Source organism: Nocardia salmonicida (assembly GCF_036142455.1).
GTDB lineage: Bacteria > Actinomycetota > Actinomycetes > Mycobacteriales > Mycobacteriaceae > Nocardia > Nocardia salmonicida.
Genome location: NZ_CP108014.1, coordinates 7,042,260 through 7,065,049, shown reverse-complemented (window position 1 = coordinate 7,065,049; position 22,790 = coordinate 7,042,260). Strand labels below are relative to the sequence as shown.

The 22,790-nt window shown below is 64.5% G+C and carries 24 protein-coding genes; 13 read left to right on the top strand and 11 right to left on the bottom strand.

Going from position 1 to position 22,790, the window contains the following annotated elements; translation table 11 throughout:
- Positions 1-13 precede the first annotated feature (13 nt).
- The 5 genes from tsaB to OHS03_RS32900 all read right to left on the bottom strand — a co-directional run bounded on the left by tsaB (position 14) and on the right by OHS03_RS32900 (position 4,925).
- Entirely contained in the window at positions 14-706 is a 693-nt protein-coding gene (gene tsaB, locus OHS03_RS32920) for a tRNA (adenosine(37)-N6)-threonylcarbamoyltransferase complex dimerization subunit type 1 TsaB (protein ID WP_328659381.1), read from the bottom strand.
- 65 nt (positions 707-771) lie between these two features.
- Entirely contained in the window at positions 772-1,227 is a 456-nt protein-coding gene (gene tsaE / locus OHS03_RS32915; protein ID WP_056818220.1) for a tRNA (adenosine(37)-N6)-threonylcarbamoyltransferase complex ATPase subunit type 1 TsaE, read from the bottom strand.
- Entirely contained in the window at positions 1,220-2,296 is a 1,077-nt protein-coding gene (locus OHS03_RS32910) for an alpha/beta fold hydrolase (RefSeq protein WP_328659379.1), read from the bottom strand. Before OHS03_RS32910 ends, tsaE begins: the two co-directional genes overlap by 8 nt.
- Positions 2,293-3,456, bottom strand: coding sequence for an alanine racemase (gene alr, locus OHS03_RS32905; RefSeq protein WP_328659377.1), 1,164 nt, complete (start codon positions 3,454-3,456; stop codon positions 2,293-2,295). The genes OHS03_RS32910 and alr overlap by 4 nt, the downstream gene beginning before the upstream one ends.
- A complete protein-coding gene (locus OHS03_RS32900) occupies positions 3,453-4,925 on the bottom strand; it encodes a bifunctional ADP-dependent NAD(P)H-hydrate dehydratase/NAD(P)H-hydrate epimerase (protein WP_328659375.1) in 1,473 nt (490 codons plus the stop codon). Before OHS03_RS32900 ends, alr begins: the two co-directional genes overlap by 4 nt.
- Before the next feature lie 71 nt (positions 4,926-4,996).
- Between OHS03_RS32900 and OHS03_RS32895 the strand changes: the two genes are divergently transcribed.
- Positions 4,997-5,422 carry a cupredoxin domain-containing protein gene (locus OHS03_RS32895; protein WP_328659374.1) on the top strand — a complete coding sequence of 142 codons (426 nt, stop codon included), beginning with the start codon at positions 4,997-4,999 and terminating at the stop codon, positions 5,420-5,422.
- A gap of 35 nt (positions 5,423-5,457) precedes the next feature.
- Here the strand turns inward: OHS03_RS32895 and glmS are convergent, their stop codons facing one another.
- Positions 5,458-7,338 carry a glutamine--fructose-6-phosphate transaminase (isomerizing) gene (gene glmS / locus OHS03_RS32890; protein ID WP_328659372.1) on the bottom strand — a complete coding sequence of 627 codons (1,881 nt, stop codon included), beginning with the start codon at positions 7,336-7,338 and terminating at the stop codon, positions 5,458-5,460.
- 36 nt (positions 7,339-7,374) lie between these two features.
- Here glmS and OHS03_RS32885 point away from each other — a divergent pair, with 36 nt between their 5' ends.
- The 11 genes from OHS03_RS32885 to OHS03_RS32835 all read left to right on the top strand — a co-directional run bounded on the left by OHS03_RS32885 (position 7,375) and on the right by OHS03_RS32835 (position 16,926).
- A complete protein-coding gene (locus OHS03_RS32885) occupies positions 7,375-8,229 on the top strand; it encodes a dienelactone hydrolase family protein (protein ID WP_062984231.1) in 855 nt (284 codons plus the stop codon).
- A gap of 292 nt (positions 8,230-8,521) precedes the next feature.
- Positions 8,522-8,836 (top strand): hypothetical protein, encoded by a 315-nt coding sequence (locus OHS03_RS32880; protein WP_328659371.1) that lies wholly within the window; start codon positions 8,522-8,524, stop codon positions 8,834-8,836.
- Positions 8,836-10,419: a hypothetical protein gene (locus tag OHS03_RS32875; protein WP_328659369.1), complete on the top strand. Its 1,584-nt coding sequence runs from the start codon at positions 8,836-8,838 to the stop codon at positions 10,417-10,419. Before OHS03_RS32880 ends, OHS03_RS32875 begins: the two co-directional genes overlap by 1 nt.
- 50 nt (positions 10,420-10,469) lie before the next feature.
- Positions 10,470-10,940, top strand: coding sequence for a hypothetical protein (locus OHS03_RS32870; protein WP_328659367.1), 471 nt, complete (start codon positions 10,470-10,472; stop codon positions 10,938-10,940).
- Positions 10,941-11,058: 118 nt separating this feature from the next.
- Positions 11,059-11,619 (top strand): DUF3558 domain-containing protein, encoded by a 561-nt coding sequence (locus tag OHS03_RS32865; protein WP_328659365.1) that lies wholly within the window; start codon positions 11,059-11,061, stop codon positions 11,617-11,619.
- Positions 11,620-11,645: 26 nt separating this feature from the next.
- Positions 11,646-11,858, top strand: a complete 213-nt coding sequence (locus OHS03_RS32860; protein WP_328659363.1) for a hypothetical protein — start codon at positions 11,646-11,648, stop codon at positions 11,856-11,858.
- Positions 11,855-12,106, top strand: coding sequence for a hypothetical protein (locus OHS03_RS32855; protein WP_328659361.1), 252 nt, complete (start codon positions 11,855-11,857; stop codon positions 12,104-12,106). Before OHS03_RS32860 ends, OHS03_RS32855 begins: the two co-directional genes overlap by 4 nt.
- Positions 12,106-13,209 carry a hypothetical protein gene (locus OHS03_RS32850; RefSeq protein ID WP_328659359.1) on the top strand — a complete coding sequence of 368 codons (1,104 nt, stop codon included), beginning with the start codon at positions 12,106-12,108 and terminating at the stop codon, positions 13,207-13,209. The genes OHS03_RS32855 and OHS03_RS32850 overlap by 1 nt, the downstream gene beginning before the upstream one ends.
- 77 nt (positions 13,210-13,286) lie before the next feature.
- Positions 13,287-14,054, top strand: a complete 768-nt coding sequence (locus OHS03_RS32845) for an ESX secretion-associated protein EspG (RefSeq protein ID WP_328659357.1) — start codon at positions 13,287-13,289, stop codon at positions 14,052-14,054.
- A 278-nt stretch (positions 14,055-14,332) separates the two neighbouring features.
- A complete protein-coding gene (locus OHS03_RS32840; protein ID WP_328659355.1) occupies positions 14,333-14,656 on the top strand; it encodes a type VII secretion target in 324 nt (107 codons plus the stop codon).
- Positions 14,653-16,926 (top strand): WXG100 family type VII secretion target, encoded by a 2,274-nt coding sequence (locus OHS03_RS32835; RefSeq protein WP_328659353.1) that lies wholly within the window; start codon positions 14,653-14,655, stop codon positions 16,924-16,926. Before OHS03_RS32840 ends, OHS03_RS32835 begins: the two co-directional genes overlap by 4 nt.
- 861 nt (positions 16,927-17,787) lie before the next feature.
- On the opposite strand, the gene OHS03_RS32830 is transcribed toward OHS03_RS32835, so the two are convergent.
- The 5 genes from OHS03_RS32830 to OHS03_RS32810 form a co-directional block, all read right to left on the bottom strand.
- Positions 17,788-18,228, bottom strand: coding sequence for a hypothetical protein (locus tag OHS03_RS32830; RefSeq protein ID WP_328659351.1), 441 nt, complete (start codon positions 18,226-18,228; stop codon positions 17,788-17,790).
- 50 nt (positions 18,229-18,278) lie between these two features.
- On the bottom strand, positions 18,279-19,955 hold the full coding sequence (locus tag OHS03_RS32825; protein WP_328659349.1) for a hypothetical protein: 1,677 nt from the start codon (positions 19,953-19,955) through the stop codon (positions 18,279-18,281).
- 27 nt (positions 19,956-19,982) lie between these two features.
- On the bottom strand, positions 19,983-20,315 hold the full coding sequence (locus OHS03_RS32820; protein WP_328659347.1) for a hypothetical protein: 333 nt from the start codon (positions 20,313-20,315) through the stop codon (positions 19,983-19,985).
- Between the two features lie 94 nt (positions 20,316-20,409).
- Complete coding sequence (locus OHS03_RS32815) at positions 20,410-20,718, bottom strand: DUF6802 family protein (protein ID WP_056818233.1); 309 nt, start codon at positions 20,716-20,718, stop codon at positions 20,410-20,412.
- Between the two features lie 91 nt (positions 20,719-20,809).
- Positions 20,810-21,001 (bottom strand): PspC domain-containing protein, encoded by a 192-nt coding sequence (locus OHS03_RS32810; RefSeq protein ID WP_063057023.1) that lies wholly within the window; start codon positions 20,999-21,001, stop codon positions 20,810-20,812.
- Between the two features lie 198 nt (positions 21,002-21,199).
- Here OHS03_RS32810 and OHS03_RS32805 point away from each other — a divergent pair, with 198 nt between their 5' ends.
- On the top strand, positions 21,200-22,786 hold the full coding sequence (locus tag OHS03_RS32805; RefSeq protein WP_407942533.1) for an ABC-F family ATP-binding cassette domain-containing protein: 1,587 nt from the start codon (positions 21,200-21,202) through the stop codon (positions 22,784-22,786).
- Positions 22,787-22,790: the final 4 nt, after the last annotated feature.

Genomic DNA, 22,790 nt, shown 5'->3' with positions numbered 1-22,790 from the left:
TCGGTCACGGCACTCACGCCCCGGTTCGGTCGAGGGTGCGGAAGCTGTTCTCCACCGCATCGGGCCTACGCAGATACAGCGGCACCAGCGCTTCCGGCACATCTGCGGCCAGTAGCGCGGACGCGGCGACGGTGACCAGCCCGGCAGGCGACGGCGTCTCGCTGGGCAGCACCGGTAGATCGAAATAGTCGACGTGCGCGGCCGACCCGGCGACGGCGGAGGCATCACCCACCGGCACCTCGGCGGCCTTGTTCACCTCGGGACCGGCGACCCGCGCCCCGTTCAGATACTTGGCCCAGTACACCTCGCGCCTGCGCGCATCGGTGACCACCAGCAGTTCGCCGGGATCGCGCTTCTCACCGATGGTGTCGGCGGCGATCGCGTCGAGACTGCACACCCCGTGCACGGGTAGCCCTAGTGCGTCGCCGAAGGCGGCCGCGGTGGCCATCCCGACGCGTAGCCCGGTGAACGGTCCCGGTCCCAGCCCGACGACGACCGCGTCGAGCTCACCGCGGCTCACCCCCGCTTCGGCCAGGCATTCCAGGATTTGCGGGGTGAGGACCTCGGCGTGCGCGCGGGCGTCGACCTTCACGCGGGCAGCGAGCGTCGCCACGGCGGGCCGGGTGCCGGGTTCAACGGCAGGTGACAGGTGCACCAATCCCGCTGTAACGGCGGGTGTCGCGGTGTCGACTGCTAGTACGAGCATGATTGTCTCAACAATACCGGGTGGTATCGGCGCTCGGCGCGCACCGGTGCGCGCGTGATCGCGCGTTATTCGATCCATTCCCAGATCGCCGTGCGCACATCGGATTCCGGCTCCCGGGCGAGTTGGACTCGCAAGTGCCGGTCGGCGAGGTGTTCGACCACCCCCTTGCCCCATTCCACGACGACGACCGCGTGGTGCAGGTCGGTGTCGAGGTCGAGCGAGTCCAGTTCGTCGAGGTCACCGGCGAGCCGATAAGCGTCGACATGAACCATCGCCACCCCGGGCGTGCCGTCCGGGCGCACCCCGGCCTTGTGCGCTCGCGCGATGATGAACGTCGGCGAGCTGACTCGGCCCGCGACACCGAGTCCGGCGGCGATTCCTCTGGTCAGCGCGGTTTTACCGGCGCCGAGCGGGCCGTCGAGAACGACCAGGTCACCCGGGCGCAGGGTGGCCGCCAGTTCGCGGCCGAACGCTTCGGTGTCCTCGACCGTGTCGAGCACGCGCTGGTGCGGATCAGCCACCGACGGCCTCCTCACCGCGGGTGTCGGTGATCCCCGCGCGCGCCAGCAGCCGATCGAGTGCGGCCAGACTCACCTCGGGGAATTGCATGTGCGGCATGTGCGCCGCCTCACGCACCCTGACCAGTTCACTGCTCGGCAGTTCCGCCGCTAGTTCGCGGGAGTTGCGGAACGGGATCACCACGTCGTGCGCACCGCCGAGAATCAGCACCGGCAGTTCGCCCAGGACCGGCAGCGCGGCCGATTCATCGTGCAGCTCAATCGCTTTCAGGAATTTCTCGATGGTGCCGACCGGGGTTCGGTCGATCATCATCGTGGTGAATCGCGACAGTGTCGGACTCACCGGGCCGTGGAACGAGCTGACGTGCAGGATCGGCGTCACCACGTGCTTGCTCGCACTGCGGCTGAACTGCACCAGCGTCGGCGCCGTTCGCACCGCCAGCCGGAAGCCGTCGACCGCGGGGTGCCGAATCAGTTGCGAGATTCCGGTCGCGGTCACCTCCGCGGCCGCGGTGCTCAGTAGCCCGACCGCCCGCACCCGGGTCGCGAACAGTTCCGGGAACTGCGCGGCCGCCGCGAGCACCGCCATTCCGCCGAGCGAATGACCGACCAGCACCACCGGCCCCTTCGGCGCGCACTCGCGGATGACGATGGCGACGTCGTGACCGAGTTGGGCGACCGTGCAGCTGTCGGTACTCGGCGTACCGGAGCGTCCGTGTCCGCGCAGATCGAAGAAGACCATCCGCAGCCGCGATCCCCACTGCTGCGCGAGATCACGACGCTGGAAATGGAACGACTCCATGCTGTTGCAGAATCCGTGCACGAAAACGACCGTGAACTCGGCGGAATCGTCACCGAAGGTACGGGTGGCCAGCGACACACCGTCGTCGGCGAGCACCGACCCCGGCTCGTCCTCGTCGATCAGGGCGAAGTTCTCGTCGCGATACTCGTCCCGTTCGGCGGGCCACCGCACCCGGGCGCCGATCTGGCGCAGGGTGTGGGCGATGGCGAGCCCCGCGAGCAGCCCCGCGGTCGCCAACCCGCCGCGACGGATCACCGTGCGCCGGGTCATCGGCCCGTCCCCACGTAGCGGCGGACCACGCGACCACGCGGCGCGCAGACGACCTCGTAGTCGATGGTGTCCAGCGCCCGCGCCCAGTCGAGCGCGTGTGGCTGTCCCGCGCCGCCGCCGAACAGCACCGCGCGGTCACCCTCCCGCACTCCGCCCGCGTTGTCGCCGAGGTCAACCATGAACTGGTCCATGCACACCCGTCCGACATTACGGTGTCGCGCTCCGCCCAACCACACCTCGAAACGCCCACTCAGCGACCGGAATACGCCGTCGGCATACCCCGCGGGCACCAGCGCGATCGTCGTGTCGCGCGGCGCGATCCAGCGATGCCCGTACGACACGCCCTCCCCCGCCGCCACCTGTTTCACCAGCGCGACCTCCGCTTGAAAGGTCATCGCCGGCTTCAAACCGAATTGCCCGAGCTCCGGGATGGGCGAGAGCCCGTATACCGAGATGCCCGGCCGAACCATGTCGAAATGCAGATCGGGTCTGGTCAACGTGGCCGCCGAATTCGACAGATGCACGAGCTCGGGTTCGAGCCCGTATTCCTTGGCCAGCGCGATCGCCTCCATGAACCGCTCCCGCTGCTGATCCATCATCGGATGCCCCGGCTCATCGGCATGCGCGAGGTGGGAGAAGATCGCCCGCAACCGCACCACCTGTCCGTCGACGAGCCCCCGTAGCGCCTGCAAGAGCTGCGGATACTCCGTCACCGACACCCCGTTGCGATTGAGCCCCGTATCGACCTTCACCGTCACCGTCGCGGTCTGACCCACCACCAGCGCGGCCCGCTCCACCGCCCGCAACTGCGCCAGCGAGGACACCCCGATCTCGAGGTCCCCCGCGATGGCGCCCGCGTAGTCGGCGTCAACGGTATTGAGCCAGCAGAGAACAGGGACCGTGATCCCCGCCGCCCGTAATGCCAGCCCCTCGCCTACAGTGGTCACCCCGAGCTCCCGAGCTCCCGCCCCCAACGCGGCCCGAGCCACCTCGACTGCCCCATGGTTGTACCCGTCGGCTTTGACCACCACCATCACAGCGGCCCCCTGCGCGTACTCCCGCAACACCCGCACGTTATGAGCAATGGCATCCAAGTCGACGACCGTCTCCACTTGCGCATTCACACCCCCGATCGTGCCAGGACCCACCGAATACCTCATACCTGGGCCATACCCCCGCCACGCTCCGGAGAACCACCACCGATCTCCCGCAACACCCGCACGGCCCCCCGAACATGGCCGAGCAAAGGCATCGCAGAGATGGGCGCCCCTGCCTCCTGGCCCCCATAAGCGGCCGAATTGGCGGACAAAGCGTGAACCCGAGCCCCCGCGGCAGCAGCCCACCCCGGCTCACGCCCCGCGGCGAGCAACGCCCCGATAATCCCCGACAGCACATCCCCCGACCCCGGCGTAGCGGCCCAATCCCCACCCGCGTCATTGACCAGCGTCGCTTCCCCAGGCGAAGCGATGATCGTCGCCCGCCCCTTGAGCAACACCGTCACACCCCAGTCCTCGGCCAGCCCCCGCACCGCGCCCACGCGATCACCCCCCACCGCAGCCCCGGTCAACCGAGCGAATTCGCCCGCATGCGGCGTGAGCACCGTCGGAGCCGAACGCCCCCGAACCAGCCCCGGTTCCTCGGAGAGAATCGTCAGCCCATCCGCATCCACCAGCACCGGCAGATCAGAACCCAGCACCTCAGCCAATCGATCCCGAGCCCCCGAATCGGTACCACCACCCGGCCCGACCACCCAGGCCTGAACCCGCCCCGCCGCCGAGATCGACGAGCTGGCAACAACTTCGGGGAACTTCTCCAATACCTCGGCATCGGACCCCACATACCGAACCATCCCCGACGTAGCCGCCACCGCCGCCCCCGTACACAACACCCCCGCCCCCGGATATTTCGCACTCCCCGCACAGACCCCCGTCACCCCTTGACTGTATTTGTCATCAGTAGGCCCTGGCACCGGCCAACCCGCCCCCACCGCCGCCGGATCGAGCTGCACCAACCCAGCCTCGGGAAGCCGCAGTCCGATCGGCACCAACACAATTCGCCCACAGCGCGGCACCGCCAACGCATGCACCGGCTTATAGGCGCCGAACGCAACCGTCACATCCGCCGTCACCGCGGGCCCGTCCACTGCGCCCGTCTCAGGATCGACCCCACTGGGCAGATCGACCGAGATGATCGGAACATCTATCGCCGCAACCACTTCCGCTGCATCCGGCCGCAACGGGCCTCGCCCGGAGATCCCCACGATCCCATCGATCACCAGATCAACTGAATCGAGCCGGTCTACCACCCGTCCGCCGGCCGCACGCAGGGCAGTGAGCCCTTCTTTATGCGCCCGTTCAGGATTCAACAGAACGGCCGATACCCGAACACCCCGCCGTCGCAGAAAGACCCCCGCCCACAACGCATCCCCGCCGTTGTCTCCTGACCCGACGAGCAACCCCACTGCCCGCCCGACCACTCCCCCGGTCCGCGACCGCAATTCGTCGACGACCACCCCTGCGAGCCCGAAGGCCGCCCGGCGCATCGGCGTACCCGCGGGCACCCGCGTGAACAGCTCGGCTTCCGCGGCCCGAACCTCGTCGACGGTGTAGTAGCCACGCCGATCCGACATAGTCGCCTCCCAGCTGCCCGAAACGGGCCGCCGACCGGCCCGGGATCGCTCGCAGACTACGCTCCACACCCATGTCGATGGTTCGTCACCGCGCCGCATCCGCCCGGTTTGTCGCCGGATTCGTCGTGGCCGCCGCCCTGCTGTCCGCCGGCTGTTCCGGCGACTCCGGAAACGCCGCCACCACCACAACCCGCAAACCCCGCCCGGTCACCACCACGACCAGCACCCAACAACACCCACCCACCAACCTCACGGTCGAGGTCAGCGGCATGAGTTACGCCCCCGCCGACGCCACCATCAAGGTCGGCGAGACGGTCACCTGGAAGTTCTCCGACAAGGTCCCCCACAACGTGCAGGGCATCGGCGACAAGGCGATGGGCCTCAACAGCCCCATCATCGACAAGGGCGAATGGTCCTACACCTTCACCCAACCAGGCACCTACCGCTACCTGTGCACCCTGCACCCGGACATGCGCGGCTCCATCACGGTCAAGTGAGCCTGCCGGCCTCACGATGAGGCCGGCCCAGGTCCTTATTCGACAGTGACCGACTTGGCCAGGTTGCGGGGCTTGTCCACGTCGTAGCCCAGCGTCTGCGCCACCTCGGCGGCGAAGATCTGCAAGGGCACCGTGGACAGCAACGGCTGGTACAGCGTCGGCGCCGCCGGGATCTCGATCAGGTCGTCGGCGAACGGGCGCACCGTGTCGTCGCCCTCTTCGGCGATCACGATCGTGCGGGCCCCGCGGGCCTGGATCTCGCGAATGTTGCTGAGCAGTTTGGAATGCAGCACCGCGCGCCCCTTCGGCGACGGCATCACCACGATCACCGGCAGACCTTCTTCGATCAGCGCGATCGGCCCGTGCTTGAGCTCGCCCGCGGCGAACCCCTCGGCGTGCATGTAGGCCAGTTCCTTGAGCTTGAGCGCACCCTCCAGAGCCACGGGGTAACCCACGTGGCGTCCGAGGAACAGCACCGTCGGCACATGCGCCAGCTCGCGCGCGATGGCCCGCACCTGCGGCGCGGTTTCGAGCACGCGCGAAATCAGCTTCGGCATCGACTCGAGCTCGGCGAACTCGCGAGCCACCTCGTCGGGGTACTTGGTTCCGCGCGCCTGGGCCAGCGCCAGACCCACCAGGAAATTGGCGGCGACCTGCGCCAGGAATGCCTTGGTCGACGCGACGCCGATCTCGGGCCCGGTCCGCGTGTAGATCACCGCGTCGGATTCGCGCGGAATCTGCGCCCCGTTGGTGTTGCAGATGGCCAGCACACGCGCCTTCTGTTCTTTGGCGTGACGCACCGCCTCGAGGGTGTCCGCGGTTTCACCGGACTGCGAAATCGCCACCACCAGCGTCGACCGGTCCAGAACCGGGTCGCGGTAGCGGAATTCGCTGGCGAGCTCCACCTCCACCGGCACCCGGGTCCAGTGCTCGATCGCGTACTTGGCGAGCAACCCCGCGTGATACGAACTGCCACAGGCGACGACGAACACCTTGTCGAATTCGCGCAGCTCCTGGTCGGCGAGGCGCTGTTCGTCGAGAACGATCCGGCCGCCCTTCTCGTCGACGACGAAATGCCCCAACAGGGTGTCGGCGACGGCGGTGGGCTGCTCCTCGATCTCCTTGAGCATGAAGTAGTCGTGGCCACCCTTCTCGGCGGCGGCGAGGTCCCAGTCGATGGTGAACGGTCGGCTGACCACCCCATCGGTGTTGCCCGCGAAGTCAGTGACCTTGTAGCCGTCCTCGGTGATCACCACGGCCTGGTTCTGCCCGAGCTCGACCGCCTCGCGGGTGTGCTCGATGAACGCGGTGACGTCGGAGGCGATGAACATCTCGCCCTCACCGACCCCGACGACCAGCGGCGTCGACCGGCGGGCCGCGACGATCGTGCCGGGATGATCGGCATGGGTGAACACCAGCGTGAACGCGCCCTCGAGGCGCTGCAGCACGGCGTGCACGCTCGCGGTGAAGTCACCGGCGGTCGGGCCTTCGGCGTAGGCGCGCGACACCAGATGCACCGTTACCTCCGTATCGGTGTCGCTGAGCAGCTCCGCGCCCGTTTCCTCCAGCTCGCGGCGCAGCGGCGCGAAGTTCTCGATGATGCCGTTGTGGACCACGGCGAGCTTGCCGGAGACGTCGCGATGCGGATGCGCGTTGCGGTCGGTGGGCGCGCCGTGGGTGGCCCAGCGGGTGTGCCCCATACCGGTCGACCCGGCGAAACGCTCGGTCCCCGCCTCGCCGAGTTCGGCTTCCAGATTGGCCAGCCGCCCGGCCTTACGTTCGACCGCGAGAGCGCCGTTTCCATCGAGGATCGCGACCCCCGCCGAGTCGTATCCGCGATACTCCATGCGTCGCAACGCGTCGACGACAACGCCGAGCGCATCCCGGTATCCGACGTAGCCCACGATTCCGCACATGGTCCCCCACCCTACTGATCGGATACTCTTCTCGCCGTGTCGGTGTCTGCAAAATCGCTCCTGAGCACCCTGTCCGTGCGCGGCCCTCACCGGGTGCTGCGCGGGAACCTAGGGATCGCAGGTCAGCCGGGTGTGGTGTACACACCCGAGTCCGGACTGAACCTGCCCGCTGTCGCGTTCGCGCACGGCTGGCTGACCAGCGCCGAGAACTACAAGAGCCTGCTCGAGCACATCGCATCGTGGGGTTTCGTGGTCGCCGCGCCCGACACCGAGCGCGGCCCGATCCCGTCACACCTTGACCTCGGCACCGACTTGCTCACCACGCTCGACATCGTCACCAAGGTCCGCCTCGGTGACGGCACCATCAGCGTCCACCCCGACCGCCTCGCCCTCGCCGGTCACGGCATGGGAGCCGGCGCCGCCGTGATCGCCGCAGCTCAACGCCGGGTAGCCACCGTAGTGGCCCTCTTCCCCGCCCCCACCTCCCCCGTCGCGGAGAACATCGCCCCCGAACTCGACACGCCCGGCCTGATCCTGACCGGCGACGACCTCGACTCGGTCAGCTCCAACGCCCGCGCCCTGGCCGCCGCCTGGTCCGGCACGTCGATCCTGCGCACCATCAACGGCGCCTCCCACAACGGCATCATCGAAGGCCGACGCCTCTTCGCCGCCCTCGGCGCGGGCCGCTACGAACACAAGACCGACAAAACCACCCGAGCTCTGGTCACCGGCTACCTCCTCGCCACGGTCCTCGCCGACAAGAAGTACGCGGCCTTCGCCGACCCGGAAGCCGAGCTCCCCCACACGAAGGTGGTCGACCCGCACGCCGAGGTCGAAGTCGAGGCGCCGAAGTTGTCCATCGGCACTGTCGCCAAGCTGATCCGCGGCTGAGTTCGCAATTCCGACTGCGTAGCAACGCAGTTCAGACCGGCAGCAGGGTGAGCACTGCATCGAGACCTTTGAAGTCATCGGGATTGCGGGTGTAGAGCGGAAGGTCGTTGACCGACGCGATGGCCGCGATCAGCCGATCGCACTCACAGTCTTCGGGTGCAGTCCAACGCTGGGTTCTTTCAGGCTGATGGTCAGCTCAGCTCCGCGGTCGGAGTGGGGTGCGATCGATCACGGCCCAGACTTAACATGTAGCCGACGCTGTGCAGCAAGGGAAGACAGAGGGAGGGGTCCTATGGGTAGTCACGTGACGGTCGATCCGGAGCAGCTACGCAAACTCGGAGGCAATCTGACCACCTCGGGGGGTGCGATCAAGGCTCTGAACAAGGACATCAGCGGATGGTCTTTCACCGCGGCCCAGGCCGGTAGAGCTTACGGAAAAGAAGGTATCGACTTCGGTGCTGAGATTGTGTGCATCGGCGCATGGCTGACACATTGGGAGACCGCGGTAACCAAGTCGGGCAATGCGTACACAACCAGTGCGAATACATATTCGTCAGTCGATGACGCCAACGTAACAAAAATCAAGGCCGCCGGGGTGAATCTCTGATGGCTTGGACAGCAGACGATACCGGAGTCGTCAAAGACGGTAAAGAAAATTCCGACTGGGAGCATAACGTATCGGGCTCCGCCGGAAACGCAGACAAAATACTCTCCGATGGCGCCGAAGGGCTTGAGTACTTCAAACACTACCTCCCGCTCTACAAGAGATGCGTCGCCGAACTGCAGCTCGGAAGGGCCGATATCGCTAGTCGCGAATATCCTCAACTGTGCGCCTTGTACGACACCGAGGAAGGCATGGACATCGACGCAATCGGAAGGATGTCCACGACCCTCAAAGATGCCCTGCCGAAGCTGTTTACAGAACTTCAGAACCAGCAGGCTCAGCGAAATGCGATGCAGAGCATATGGAAAGGCGATGCAGGCGATGCGGCTTTTTCCAGACTGAATGAGATGGTCCGGCGAGCAGACGAAGACTACAACCATGCCCGACTCGCTTCTCAAGAGCTCGGAGAACTGGCAATCGCGCTTCGCAACATAGTCTCAGAAAAAGCTACGGACGTGCGGGGATACTGGCGTCCGCGAGGCACTGAGGACATTCGTAATGTGACCACAAACGAAACGTTCGGCTTGGACGATATCAAGAATTGCATCGATGCTCATAACAACGCGTATGCGACCCGGGTTATCGAGGGCGCATTTATTCCCCAGTTCGAAGCGACTGTTCTTCATTTCGAAGAAGTATGCAAGGAAACTTCCAGGGTGATTCGCGAGGTGTTCAAGCAAGCTACAGCCGCCCTTGCCACGGTGGAGGCCGCCCCCTATCCGATGCCGGAAGACGCGCCAGCACCGGATACTTCACAGAAGGGGAAACCCTCCACAGACACCCCGTCTGGTGGCGAAACCTCGACTGACAGCGCTGGCAGCTCGACCGGGGGCACCCCGGAAACAACAGAAGACGTCGCGAAGACGACAACCGCCGGCACGACCAAGACGACGACAACCGACGACGACTCGTCCACAAATCTGAGCAGCTTGTTGTCGACCGTCTCGAGCGGACTGACGACGTTGAGCTCAGTTGTCAGCGAATTATCAAGCCTTACATCGGGATCGACCGCTTCCGCCGAATCCATCGCCGAGTCGATCGGCACTGGCCTGAGTTCGCTCGGGACATCCATCACCAGCGGCGTCGAGCAGTTGAGTGGCCTGCTCAACGGGACCGGTTCCACCGAGTTCACTGTCGCGGGCACCACGCTCAGCCTGGCAACAGGCGACAATGGGCTCACGCTCACCACAACCGATTCGGCAGGCACGGCCCACCAATATGGCCTCACGCTGAACGAGAACGGCATCCCGGTGATCAGCGATTCCGCCACGACGACGGAGTCAGATCCCGGAACAACAGCGGATCCCGGCACAACAGCGGTGCACGGCGAGTCCACCACCGATGGAGCGGTCGGCGAGGACGGAGCTGCCTCCGAGAGCGTGTCCGCCCTCCCCGGAGGAGTACCCACCTCCAACTACGGCCAGGTCACCGACACTGAATCCGAAACCGAACACTGGTCGACCACCCCCGAACCGGAAGCGCCCACTGACACCGGCGCCGAGTTGGCGGAGGCAGGACCCCTGTGAGTTACTCCCCGATCGAAGACCTGGTTGCCGACCATCTCCGTAGAGTCCGCATGCTTCGAGTCGAGTTCGAAAACGAACGAGCCCGCTTGCAGGCCAAGGGCGACGAGCTGTTGGCCGAAGCCCGAGCTGCCGAGGAAAGAGCTGCTGAGCAACAGGCCGCCGCACAGCAGGAACCCGTCACCGAGCCACAGCCTGTCATCGACATCGATGCCATCCGTCGGGAAGAACAGCTACGCGATGCGATGGCGCGCACAGCGGCCGAGCAAGCACGTGCGGCCACCGTGACCTTCGAAGTTGGAGCCGCGGAGCAACAGGCGACCACCGCCGAGCAACACACACCCACGAATTGGTTGCCCCCAGGCGGCGCAAGCTCGCTCGAGGACGACGCACTACGCGAAGCACGCGAGGCGATAGCCCGCTCGGCCGCTGCGCGACGAGCGGCCGAGCGCGTCGAGCCAGTCGACTACGACGGCTACGACCAGGAGAGCGAGTACTTCCGGGGCAAGAATTGGTTCGGCTAGCCCCGTGAGCAGAACGCGCTCGAAGCTCGGCTGTGGCATAGCCTCCCGCCCCATGTGGGTGTAATTTTCCCGTGGGGCGGGAGCGGACCGGCCTGTGACCGGAACGAGGAGTTGATCGATGGATCGCGGGGCAGTCGTACGAATTCTGGTCGTCGGCGGGGCGATCTCAACACGCCTCAGCGGGTGCAACTCGGGAAGCCAAGGGGAAGCGCAGCCGAGTTCCTCGGCAGTGAGCACCACCCAGGAGTCGGTGTTGCCTACAGGGTTCGACGGATGCACTCTGCCGCAGTCGGTGATCGATACGGAAGAGTTGAAAAATCCCAAGAAGGACGACAAGTGGACCACGGGGCGCAATAAGTGGGTGGGTTGCGGATGGATACAATCCGGCGGCTACGGCGCCTCGATTACAGTATCCACAATTACCATTCAACAGGTTGTCGAAAACCCGGATGTCAAGATCGGCGAGGAGTTGACGATCGATGGCCGTCGCTCGATTACCCACTATAAGCCCGCCCAGGAAGGCAAGTGGTGTGACATCAATGTCGAAATGAAAAACGGCAGCATGGAAATCTCTATCGGAAATCAGCCGAACCGGGAGAAATCCGGCCACCGCCATCCGTGCGATATTGCCAAAGATCTTGCGCGGATGCTTGCGCCGACAATACAATCTGGTAGTTAAAGCCATCATCGGCAAAGGGAGGGGCCATGGGGACACCGCTGGAAATCTTGGTTCAAGAAGCCAAAAATAGCGGACTGAACGTATCCTTCAGTAATGATGTACGAGTAAACGCTGATGAGTTCGTCTACATGGAACGAGACTGCACAGCATTTCTTGACGAAATTATTAGCATGCAGCGTCAGGCGCAAGCGATCGCAAACCGTGAAAATGGGGCCTCGGCGAAACAACCGAAGGCTTGACATCGGCATCCACCTTGGTGAGTTGGTTTCGCGGCAAGGCCGGAAATACGGGTTCCGCTACCGATTCCGATAACAACGTCAACGATATCCTCCAGCAGCACTACGCTATCGTTGTAGATATTCGTGATATACATCGAGAAATAGCACAAAGATATATGGCACAGGATCAAGATTTCGCCGCCCGCTACAACGAACTCTCTGCGAATGTTCCACCTTCGGCGATCGGCTCTACGGAAGCGAAGGCCTGATGACCGGCAACGAAAAGGCCCGAATCAGCGATCCGGAAAAGCCCAACACCTGGGAGCATTGGACGATCTATAGGTCGTTCAATCCGCTCGACACCACCGAAGCAAGCAATGCGAAAGCTGAATACACGAAACTAGCATCGGATTGGTCTGCCGCAGTAGAGACATTCGCCGCTAGGATCCGCCGGTCGAGTACATCGGCATGGGAAGGTGCGGCGACGGCGTCACAGAGTGCCATTGCTGACTATGCGACACGGGCACTGGAACTGACTCCCGCCCTGAATGCTCTATCTCAGCAGGTTACCACCACGGTCAATGGTGTGAACAACACCCGAAATGGGGTGGGCGAGCCACAGAACAGGCCTGACAGCATGTGGAATCTGGATGGCTACGATTTCATCTTCGCTGAGCCGGGCAGTCGTTCGACAACGGCGATCAACAAAGCCCGCGATGAAGCACGCGAGGCGATGCAGAACAACTACGTCAAAGATTTCGTTGCTGCCGACGGGCAGATTCCCGTCCTGCCACAACCGGAGAACCCGACCTCACCACTCACCACTTGGAAGCCGAACGGCGGCGCATTTACCGAGGACGGCGGAGACGGCGGGAACGGGAACGGAACGAAGCGGCGGGTTCGAACAGCCAACCGACCAGCGAGGATCCAGCGACTACCGAAGACCCTGCGACTACTGAAGATCCGACCAACACAGACGATTCCAGCGACGACGACACAACCGACGACGACACCAGTCCATCAACGACAGAGGAACCGGGCTCGACATCACCTGCGTCCACCGAGGCGACAACCCCGGCGGGGGTCACACCGTCAGGCACGCCGGGTACTGGTTCACCGGGTGGCGGTTCACCCGGCGGTAGTTCAACCGGCGGCAGCCCGGGCGGCGCCGGCGCCTCGAGTGGCGGTACGCCTGGCGCAGTCACGCCCGGATGGCCGACCGCGGCAGCGAAAGCCCCTACCGGCGCAACCGCCGCAACCGGCGGAAGCGGCACCGGCAAAGCGGGCGCGCCAGGCATGGGCGGCATGGGCGGCGGCCGGGGCGGTGGCAAATCCGAAGACGACGAGTCGCATCAGATCCCGGACTGGCTGAAGAATATGGAGACACCGAGGAGCTGCTCGGTGAGATGCCACGCGTTATTCAAGGTGGAGTGATCGGCGGAACTGTCGATGAGTGAATGGACTTGGGAGCCTGATGATTTCGCGGCTCTCTGGTTGAATGACGCGCATGATCGGTTCCCGGGCCCACTCGGATACACCAGCCGCATCCCCACCGTCACTGCGGAACGGGCGCATCGGGCAGCTGTTCACGCACGTTATGACCGCGAGGAGACCGAGCTGATTCAGCTCGCCTTCCATACGTTGAGCAACTGCGACCTGCAGATCCGAATCATCGGCGAATCCACCCGCCTCGGCGGCAACCGACGGCGAATGTACCGACTGCTCGCCGCACAGACCGCCCACCACGCGGTCCTGCTGTCCCAGACCGTCACCGACAACGTCGAGGAACGCATTCGGTGCAGACTGTTCCGACCGGACAATTTGCCGGGGCGGATCGCTAATCTGCTGCCCGAGTTCGCGGCGGGGCATTCGCCCGGTCAAACCTTCCATATCGGCGACATCGACCCGAAACGACGAGGAGGCAACGACAACTATCGAGACTCGCCTCGCAAACAGTTCGAGCGACTTCTCGTTCGACCACTCGACGGAAACGGAATCGTCGAGCCACTGCCCGGCCCGCTCGATGCCCGAACCGAATCCTGGTACGAAGCACAATGGTTCGACATCATCGACGACGGCCGCTACCTGGTTCGGCGCAACCGTGAACAGGTCCAAGTCCTCCCGGCCACCGACGGCGACCTGCGCACACTCTTCACAAACTGGATCGACCGAACCCTCAGCAGATTGCGCGAACGCGAAAACGATCACGTCTGGTGAGCAGACAGCAGGCGACCCGGGCAGCCGAAATCCACCGCTCCGCCCCGTAAGCCGGGCCAAAGTGGTGGAAGGGGAAGCCCGGGTCGGCGATGCTCCATCTTCACGAACTACCCGCGTAAATGCGTTGCGGGGGCTAATCTTTCGCGTTCAGTGCCGAGTGGATGAACACTTGCCGAACTCCGAGAGAGAGCCTTCTACCGAGCTGATCACGCCACTACCGTCGGTGACCGAGCGCCGGGGCGATCGGACCCGGCGGGGGCTTCGGGGCGGGGGGATTCATGCAGGTTTTGCCAGCTGAACTGCGGGCGGTCGCGGTCGAGATGGATCGGATCGCAGACGAAGAGATCGGCCGTCTGCCGGTGATCGATACGCCGGGATTCCTGGGTACGCTCAGCACCTTTCTGGCCGGGTCTGACGTGGGGCCGGAGTTGGACAAGATCGAGCCCGCCCGTACTCGGAGTTTGAAGGTGGCCGGTGGACGGTACCGGGAACTGGGTTCCTTGTTGCGCGCCTCCGCAGACGCTTATACCGATTCCGACCTCGCCGCCGCAACGCGTATCGCCGCGCTCGGCGATCTGAACACCGGGGAGATGCCGCGGTGAAGCGACCGAATCCAGACCTGGTGCGGACGTGGAACATCGATCTCGCCTCGACCGCGACCAAGGCAACCACTATCGCCGACGGAATTCGCACTTCGGCTGAGCAGATGCACCGGGCCATCGACGCGATGAATTGGTCCGGCGAGGCGCGGCAAGCGGCCGATAGCCGCTGCCAGCGCGAGGTGACGCAGATGCGAGTGCTCGCCGCGGCCTACGACGATCTTGCAAACGCGCTCAACAACGGACATTCGCAGATGGGCCAGCCGGTGTCGACCTTGCGGGCCGACTACACCTCGCTGGTCAGCGACCGCTACATCGTCCATTTCGACTGGACGGTCGTAGACGAAACAGATGATGATGCGCGCACTCAAGAGGCTGCCAACCAAACCATTCGCCTGCAGCGCCTCGCCGACGAACTCGGGTGGGCCGACCACAACTGTGCCCAAGCCGTAAACAAAGCCGTCGATGCCATCAATCAGCTCACGCCGGAAACGGCCGGTTTGAATCCACGCCTCGCGCGTGAGGATATCGATGCTTTCCGCAACGGGACGGCGACGACGGAGCAGCTACAGCGGCTGCGCTGGGCAACGACGCTCAGTCCCGAGCAGCTCGATACCCTGGCCAGTGGCCAGCAAGTAATGATCCCTCAGCAGCAACTCGACTATCTGACGTCGGTGATGCGCGACCTCGACGGAATGTCGGTTACCCAGATTTCGCAGATCGGCGTTGGGCTCCCGGGCGGTCAGGACAAGGTGGTGCAGGCCGGTCTTGCCGACGCGATCCAGTTGGCATCGAATCCACAGGTGACCGCGAGTGGCCTGACATCGGCGCAGGGCGGAAAAGTCGGCGTGGATTTCGGTGGGTTGGGTGCGCTGCCCTCCCAACTACGAACGACGCTCACCGAGGATCCGAAGAACTCGGTCGTCAAGAAGGACGACCTGTTGACGGTGTCGAATATTCTCGCCAAGGGTTCCCCGTTGCTCGCGGACGGCACCGACGCCGATCGCGCGCTGCTCAACCAAGCCGTAAATATCGCCAGTCGCGACAGCTACCCCGTGCTCGCGGGCGGAGCGGATGTCACGAACTTCACCGACACGATGGACGACAGCATCGCCAGCAAGATCCTCAGTCAATCCGGTGGCGACAGGGCGGCGGTGCACGACCTCCTCACCGGGCATGGCATGGAAGCTGTGATGGCGCCCGGAGAGAAGTTCGACAACCAGGCCGCGATCGGCACTTTGCTCGACCACAACTGGCACGGGTCGGACGACGGTGTCACGAAGGTACTGAAAACTGTTGACGACAGCGCGACATCATCGAACCCGCACGTGAATTCCGAGGCGGGTCAATCGGCTCGCCAGATCGCGAACTATGTCTCGACCCATCGCGAAGTGTTGCTGCATCTGACCGACGAGACCGGCGGTCCGGAGAATCTGCTCCAGGATCCGGTGAGTATCGGCAGCGCAAATCCGCAGATGACTGCCCAACTCGGCGATACACTGGCGAACTATATTCCCGCCATGGCCGGGGTGCGGGACAGCGATCTTGCCGCGCACGGGTTTTATGACAACAATGGCGGCGACTTCGACAAGAAGGCCATGGCGAATGTTTTCGCCGTCATCGATTCCGATCCGGACGCAGCCAAGAAATTCAACGCGAATGCCTACCAGGCGGTCGCCGACCTCAATCAGATGTTCGGCGCGACCGGCACAACGGACTACTCCCTGGCAGAATGGGGCGCCCGCATCGACCAGGCCGCTCAGGACGGAGCCCTGCTCGAGATCGGCACCCGAGAATCGGACGGGGTTACGGCACAGAAGGAAAAGATGGCACTGTTCGACAGTGTTCGTGAGGTCGGGGCCTTCGGGTTGAAGCGAATTCCCCTGGCTGGAGACTTGCTGGAACTCGGCTGGAAATCGACATCGCCAGAGGTTCGGCTCGGCGCGTTGGGGACTGTTCCCGAGGCGGCGACCCATGTCGATACCTCGACCTATGGCAGCACGCCTGCGCAGACCTACAACATCTTGCAAGGTATCGCGAACTCGCCCGGACATCCCGACCTTCGGTCCGACCCGAACATCGGCCGGTACTTCGATCAGGAAACCGGCCAGCTTCGTTCATTCGAGGACATTCGCCACGAAGGTGGCAGACCTGCGGGCACGAACCTTCCCGAACTGAACACGAACGTGGGGAAGTACGCGCCAACCGTGTCCGAATATCGCGACCGATGGGACAGCGGACATGGTCGCGAGCCCGGCGACGCTCCGAAATGACACGATACGCAAGGGCATTGGCCGCGGGGTTGCAGGCGGTCATTCTGCTCGCGTTGAGCGGCCTCGCTGGTGATGAGCCGAGACCGCCCCACATGTGGAAGGACCGATACCAGTACAACTTCCGCTGGGCTTCGCCTTCGGGCGTAGACCTGACTTCAGAAATCGCGATTCAGGCTCGGTCCTATGTCGAGACCGCGTTTCTCAACGGCGCTGGTCAGACAGACTGGCGCGAAATATGGAAACGGATGGGAGTCTCCGAGAACCAGCTTTCCAGCCCGCTTTCTCTGCAGTTCGACGAACGCGCATCCGACCCCGGTTGGACGATACGTGGCACGGCCTACGCTTCCTTGGCTGCTGTCGAGCGCCAGGACATCCCACCACCCTACGATCGACGGACTCCCCCGAATCGGTGGTATCTGACTGCAACGGTGTGCGTTTGGGGCACCGGATTGGCATACGGAGACCGGTCCGGGGAGTACTACTCGGGTCGATACGCAGCCTTGCGTTCCGGCAGGCTCGAGTTGATCTTCTCGCTGCCCGGTGGTGGAGTAGCCGATCCCGGTGCCCGGATTTCGGGTCCTGCGCGGTACCCCACTCGCAACTACTTCGGCGACTGGCTCCAGTCGTCGCGGGTAGTCACGCCGGACCTCGGGCGAGGGACCGGCAACCCCGAAACATGTCAACTCCCTCCCGAGTTCCCTGACACGCTCGCTCCAGGCGAGTACGTCGAGAAGCCGTCGGTGCGGGTCCCCCCGCCCGAGATTCTTCCGCCTTACCCGGGCTGGCCCGCATGAGCCGTCGCGGCGCCCAGCTTTCCGGTCACCTCGCTGCGGCTGACCACGTTGCTGTTCGCAGGTGAGCTCAGTCCAACCACGTCGAACGGCGATAATACTCGGATTCCGAGTCGAAGTCACCGTCGGACGGGGTGACGGTCGACTGCGCTTGGCGGGCGGCTTTCGCGCGGGCGACCGCGGCCCGAATCTCAGCTTGCCGCAGTTGTTCTGGAGTCCAGCGAGGGTCGGGTTCCACCTCTGTCTGCATCGGAACCTGCCGAGGCGCTGTGGGTTGACCCCATTCCTCGTGAGTCGACGGCCGCACAGGCGGTTCCGGCTCAGGGTCCGCTTCCCTTTCGTCCTCGTCATCCTGTTCAGCCAGCTCTCGAAGCCGATTGCCCGCCTCGGCCGCAAACTCCTCAGCACGAATTGCGGTCTGACGGTTGATCTCGTCGATCTCGTCCATCAGCAACGCCGATCGGCGCCGCGCTTCGAAGGCGATCTGCTCAATCTCTGCTGCGTAGTCCACGGTCGATCACTCTCCAGCGATCGACCGTGAAACACCAAGGGCGGCATGCGTCACAGCGGGCCTGCCTCAGACAGAATCGCGCCCGAGTCGCCCGGGTTGCTCATCTGATGGTCATCGACGCTCGGGGTGTGCTCGCCGTCGGTTTCCTGCTGAGATGAGCGTGGTCCGACCGGTACCCCGCCGGCAACGGAGCCGGACGACGGGTCGCCGTTGCCGATCTCGCTCGTGACCGGGGCATCAGTCAGATCTGGAGTCTCAGAGGTCGTCGGAGTGGCGCCCTCGGCACCTGCCCCGGCTTCGGACAGGCCGGCCTCGCCCTGCCCGGTGCCGGATTCCGGTGTGCCAGAGCCCAACACGCCGTGGGAATCGTCACCAGTCGCGGTGGGGTCGGCAGAACTCGACTCCTGTTCGATGACCGGCAATCCGTTCTCGTCCAAAATCAACCGGTACTGCTGGCTGTCGCCATTCGCGTCGGTGGTCGTCAACGACAACCCGTTCTCACCGGACTCGATGCTCACCTTGGTGTCGCCGAGCTGGAATGAGGCCTCGTGCTCGCCCGACAGCAGGCTGCTAGCCTGTTCACTCATCTGCTCGATGCCGTCGCTGATCGACGTCCCTACCGATTCGGCAGCCGAGGTGAGTGTGTCCCCGAGATCGCCGGTCAGCGCGCTCGCCAGGGTGGTTCCCAGCTCGCTGATCGTCGAGGCGAGCGTGGTCAGCGCGCTGCTGGTCTCGGAGTTGTCGGTGGTCGTGTCATCGGTCGTTGTTTCGTCAGTGGTGGTATCCGGAGTCTGCGAACCCGTCGTCGTTTTCGCCGAGATTCCCGTCGACGACGTATCCGCGCTCTGCGTTCCCGCGGCCGAGGTGTCACTGCCGGTCCCCTTTGACTGGTCCGTGGTCTTCGACCTGTCCTCTGTTGCCTTCGACGGGTCGCCCGGATCCGGTTTCTGGCTGCCGTCGTTCGAGCCCGCTACGGACTTGGCACTGTCGTAGGACTTCTCCTCGATGGCATTGAGGGCGGTGGCGATCGCGTCGTATTTGCCCTCGATCGCAGTCCGCGCGATCGAGCAGGCTGTGGTGAACGCTGCCAGCATCTGCTCGTACTTGTATACGAACGTCTGCTGCAACCACTGTCCGCACGCAGTCTTGATCTGGTCGGGGTACTTCTTCGGGAAGATGGCTCCAGGGAGCATCTTCTGCCAAACGTCCTTGTCGATTTCTCCCGACAACCTGCCGTCGATCACCTTGTCGATGTCGCCCGGTGTCAGGCCCGCGACCTCGACTTTGCCGTTCACCAGCATCTGATCAAGCGTGTTGACCTTGTTGCGGACAGTTTCCAACATCGTGGTGCTCGCGGCGTTCAGCGCATTGAGAACCTGCTGTGCGGCCGTGCAATCGGTCTCCGAGTGGCTTGACAGATTTGCGACGACTTGAATCCCTCGAGTTCCCGCCTCGCCTTGCCACGACACCGGGAGCACCTGGCTCACCTGGCGTTGCTTCTCGGACTGTGTCTTCGCTGTCGTCACCGTCAGCTGAAGACTCGCCGCCGTCGCCGCGAGAGTCTGGACGTTCAGCCCGCGCTCTGCGTCATAGGTCTCATAGATCGCCTGCAGTGTCATCGTCTGCGCAGTGGGGAACGCCCGCAGGTATCTCGGTGTCAGATCTGTGAAGAGCCCGAGCCCTCGCGCGGCGCCGTCATCGAGAATCCCATCGACAGTCTCAGCCATGATTGGTCACCTCCCGCATGTCGGCACTCACTGTCCCGGCAGTTGGGCTGCGATTTTCTTCTGATCCTGAGCATTCGAGTTGTCGATACCGACGAGCTCGATGGTCGCGGTGCCTATCGCCTCAGCGGTGTAGTCGGAAGCGGTGGTCCACCGATTCAGCCAACCGGAGATCCGATCGAATCCGGTCGCGATCTTCTGGCCCCGGTCGACGTAGGAGCGTCCTGCCTCGACGCCCGACCCCCAGGCGTTGACATTGGCCGCGGCTTTGCGCAGCTCGCCGACGGTGCCCTTCAGCTCGTTGACCGATTGTGTGATCGCAGCTTGATTCACCACGATCCCGTTCGAAACGGTCGTGCCCATCCCCCACCTCCGGTACTCGCGGCACGCCCCAACGGCGTGCTACCTACTTGGACGCACGAAACGGCCCACCGGTTCCATCATCGGCGGGCCGAATCTACTTCTCCAGGTTCCCCTGATCCGTCTTCCGCCACTCCGACGTCCCGTCGGGATGACGGTGGTACTCCCAGGCGGCGTAGTCGCCGTCCTCCTCGACGACGGTGACGTGGTCGGCCAGGCCGTCGTGGTCGTAATCGGACCAGATGCTGGTCGAGTCGGCGTCGCCGGTGGAGAGGGAGTCGACGACGCCGTCGTGGTCGAGGTCGAGGGATGGGTTGTTCAGTTCTACGGGGCCGAGGCCGCCCAGGGACGAGTGGGCGTCGATGTCGGGTAGGCCGAGGCCGGGGAACTCACCCGAGGTGACCATGACTGCTCCTCCAACGGAAAACTCGCGGATGACGACGTGGCGGGGTTGCCACCATCTTGTCATCCGCGAGCGGGTGCCGGGAGGTTCGGGGCTACTTGTTCGGGATGAGGATCCACATCGCCAGGTAGATCAGGAACTGCGGGCCGGGCAGCAGGCAGGACACGACGAAGACCAGGCGGACGACGTTGGGGTTCCAGCCGTAGCGTTCGGCGAGGCCACCGCAGACGCCTGCGATCCACTTGTTGCTGGTCGAACGGGTGAGGCGGCGGGCGGGGGCGGTCATGATGTTGCCTTCCTGTGGAGCGGTGATATCTCCACTGTGCCTACCGAACACCCCCACCCGCATCGGTCCACAGACCTATCCACACCCTGATTTCGACAGGCCCCGACCTCAGGGTCAGACCCCGAGACGGGCACAATTGTCGAGGTGAGCACGACATTGCACGCCAGCGGCCTGTCCGCGGGGCACGCCGAACGGACCCTGTTCGCCGACCTCGATTTCACTCTCGCCCCCGGCGATGTGATCGGGCTGGTCGGGGTGAACGGCGCGGGCAAGTCGACGCTGCTGCGGATGCTGGCCGAGCGCGAGCCGGGCGAGGGCACCATCGTGTTGAGCCCGCCCGATGCGACTGTCGGCTACCTGACGCAGGAACCGGAGCGCATCGACGGCGAGACGGTGCTCGAATTCCTGTCGCGCCGAACCGGAGTCGCGCACGCCCAGCAGGTGATGGACGCGGCGGCCGAACGCCTCGGCGACGGCGGCGACGACGATTACTCACCCGCGTTGGAACATTGGCTGGCATTGGGCGGTGCGGATCTCGATCAGCGCGTCGAAGAGGTCGCCGCGGATCTGGGGCTGACCAGCGGCTTGGCCAGTGGCCTCGACACCCCGATGACGGGCCTGTCGGGCGGCCAGGCGGCCCGCGCGGGGCTGGCCTCGGTGTTGTTGTCGCGCTTCGACATTCTGCTGCTCGACGAGCCCACCAACGACCTCGATCTCGACGGCCTCGACCGGCTGGAACGGTTCGTCACCGGCGTGCGGGTACCGCTCATGGTGATCAGCCACGATCGAGAATTCTTGGCGCGCACCGTCAACAGCGTCCTCGAACTCGACCTGGCTCAACAGCAAACAGGCCTCTACGACAGCGGCTACGACGCCTACCTCGCCGAACGCGAGATCGCCCGCAAGCACGCCCGCGAGGCCTACGACGAATTCGCCGACACCAAAGCAGGTTTGGAGTCACGCGCGCAGATGCAGCGCAACTGGCTCGAGCACGGGGTGCGCAATGCCCGCCGCAAGGGCAAGAACGACTCCGACAAGATGGGCCGCAAAACCCGCGCGGAATCCACCGAGAAGCAGGCCGCCAAGGCCCGCCAGACCCAGCGCCGCATCGAGCGCCTCGACGTGGTCGACGAACCGCGCAAGGAATGGGAACTGCGGATGGAGATCGCGACCGCGCCCCGCAGCGGCGCGGTGGTCGCGACGGCCAACAACGCCACCCTCGCGCGCGGCGAGTTCACCCTCGGCCCGATCACCACGCAGATCGACTGGGCCGACCGGATCGTGCTCACCGGCGCCAACGGCTCGGGCAAGTCGACCCTGCTCGGACTCCTGCTCGGCAAGATCGCACCCGATTCCGGTTCGGCCGCACTGGGTTCCGGGGTCGAGATCGGTGAGGTCGACCAGGCCCGTGGGCTGTTCCGTGGTGGCGACGCGCTGGCCGACACCTTCGCCGCGGCGATGCCCGACTGGCCCGACGCCGAAGTTCGCACGCTGCTGGCCAAGTTCGGCCTGCGCGGGCCGCATGTGACCCGCGCCTGCGACACCCTGTCCCCCGGCGAACGCACCCGCGCTGCGCTGGCTCTGCTCCAGGCCCGCGGGGTGAACCTGCTCGTCCTCGACGAGCCGACCAACCATCTCGATCTGCCCGCCATCGAACAGCTCGAGCAAGCGGTCGACTCCTTCACCGGCACGTTGATTCTGGTGACGCATGATCGGCGGATGCTGGATTCTGTTCGTGCGACCCGTCGTTGGCATATGTCCGGTGGGCTACTCACCGAGGAATAGGCAC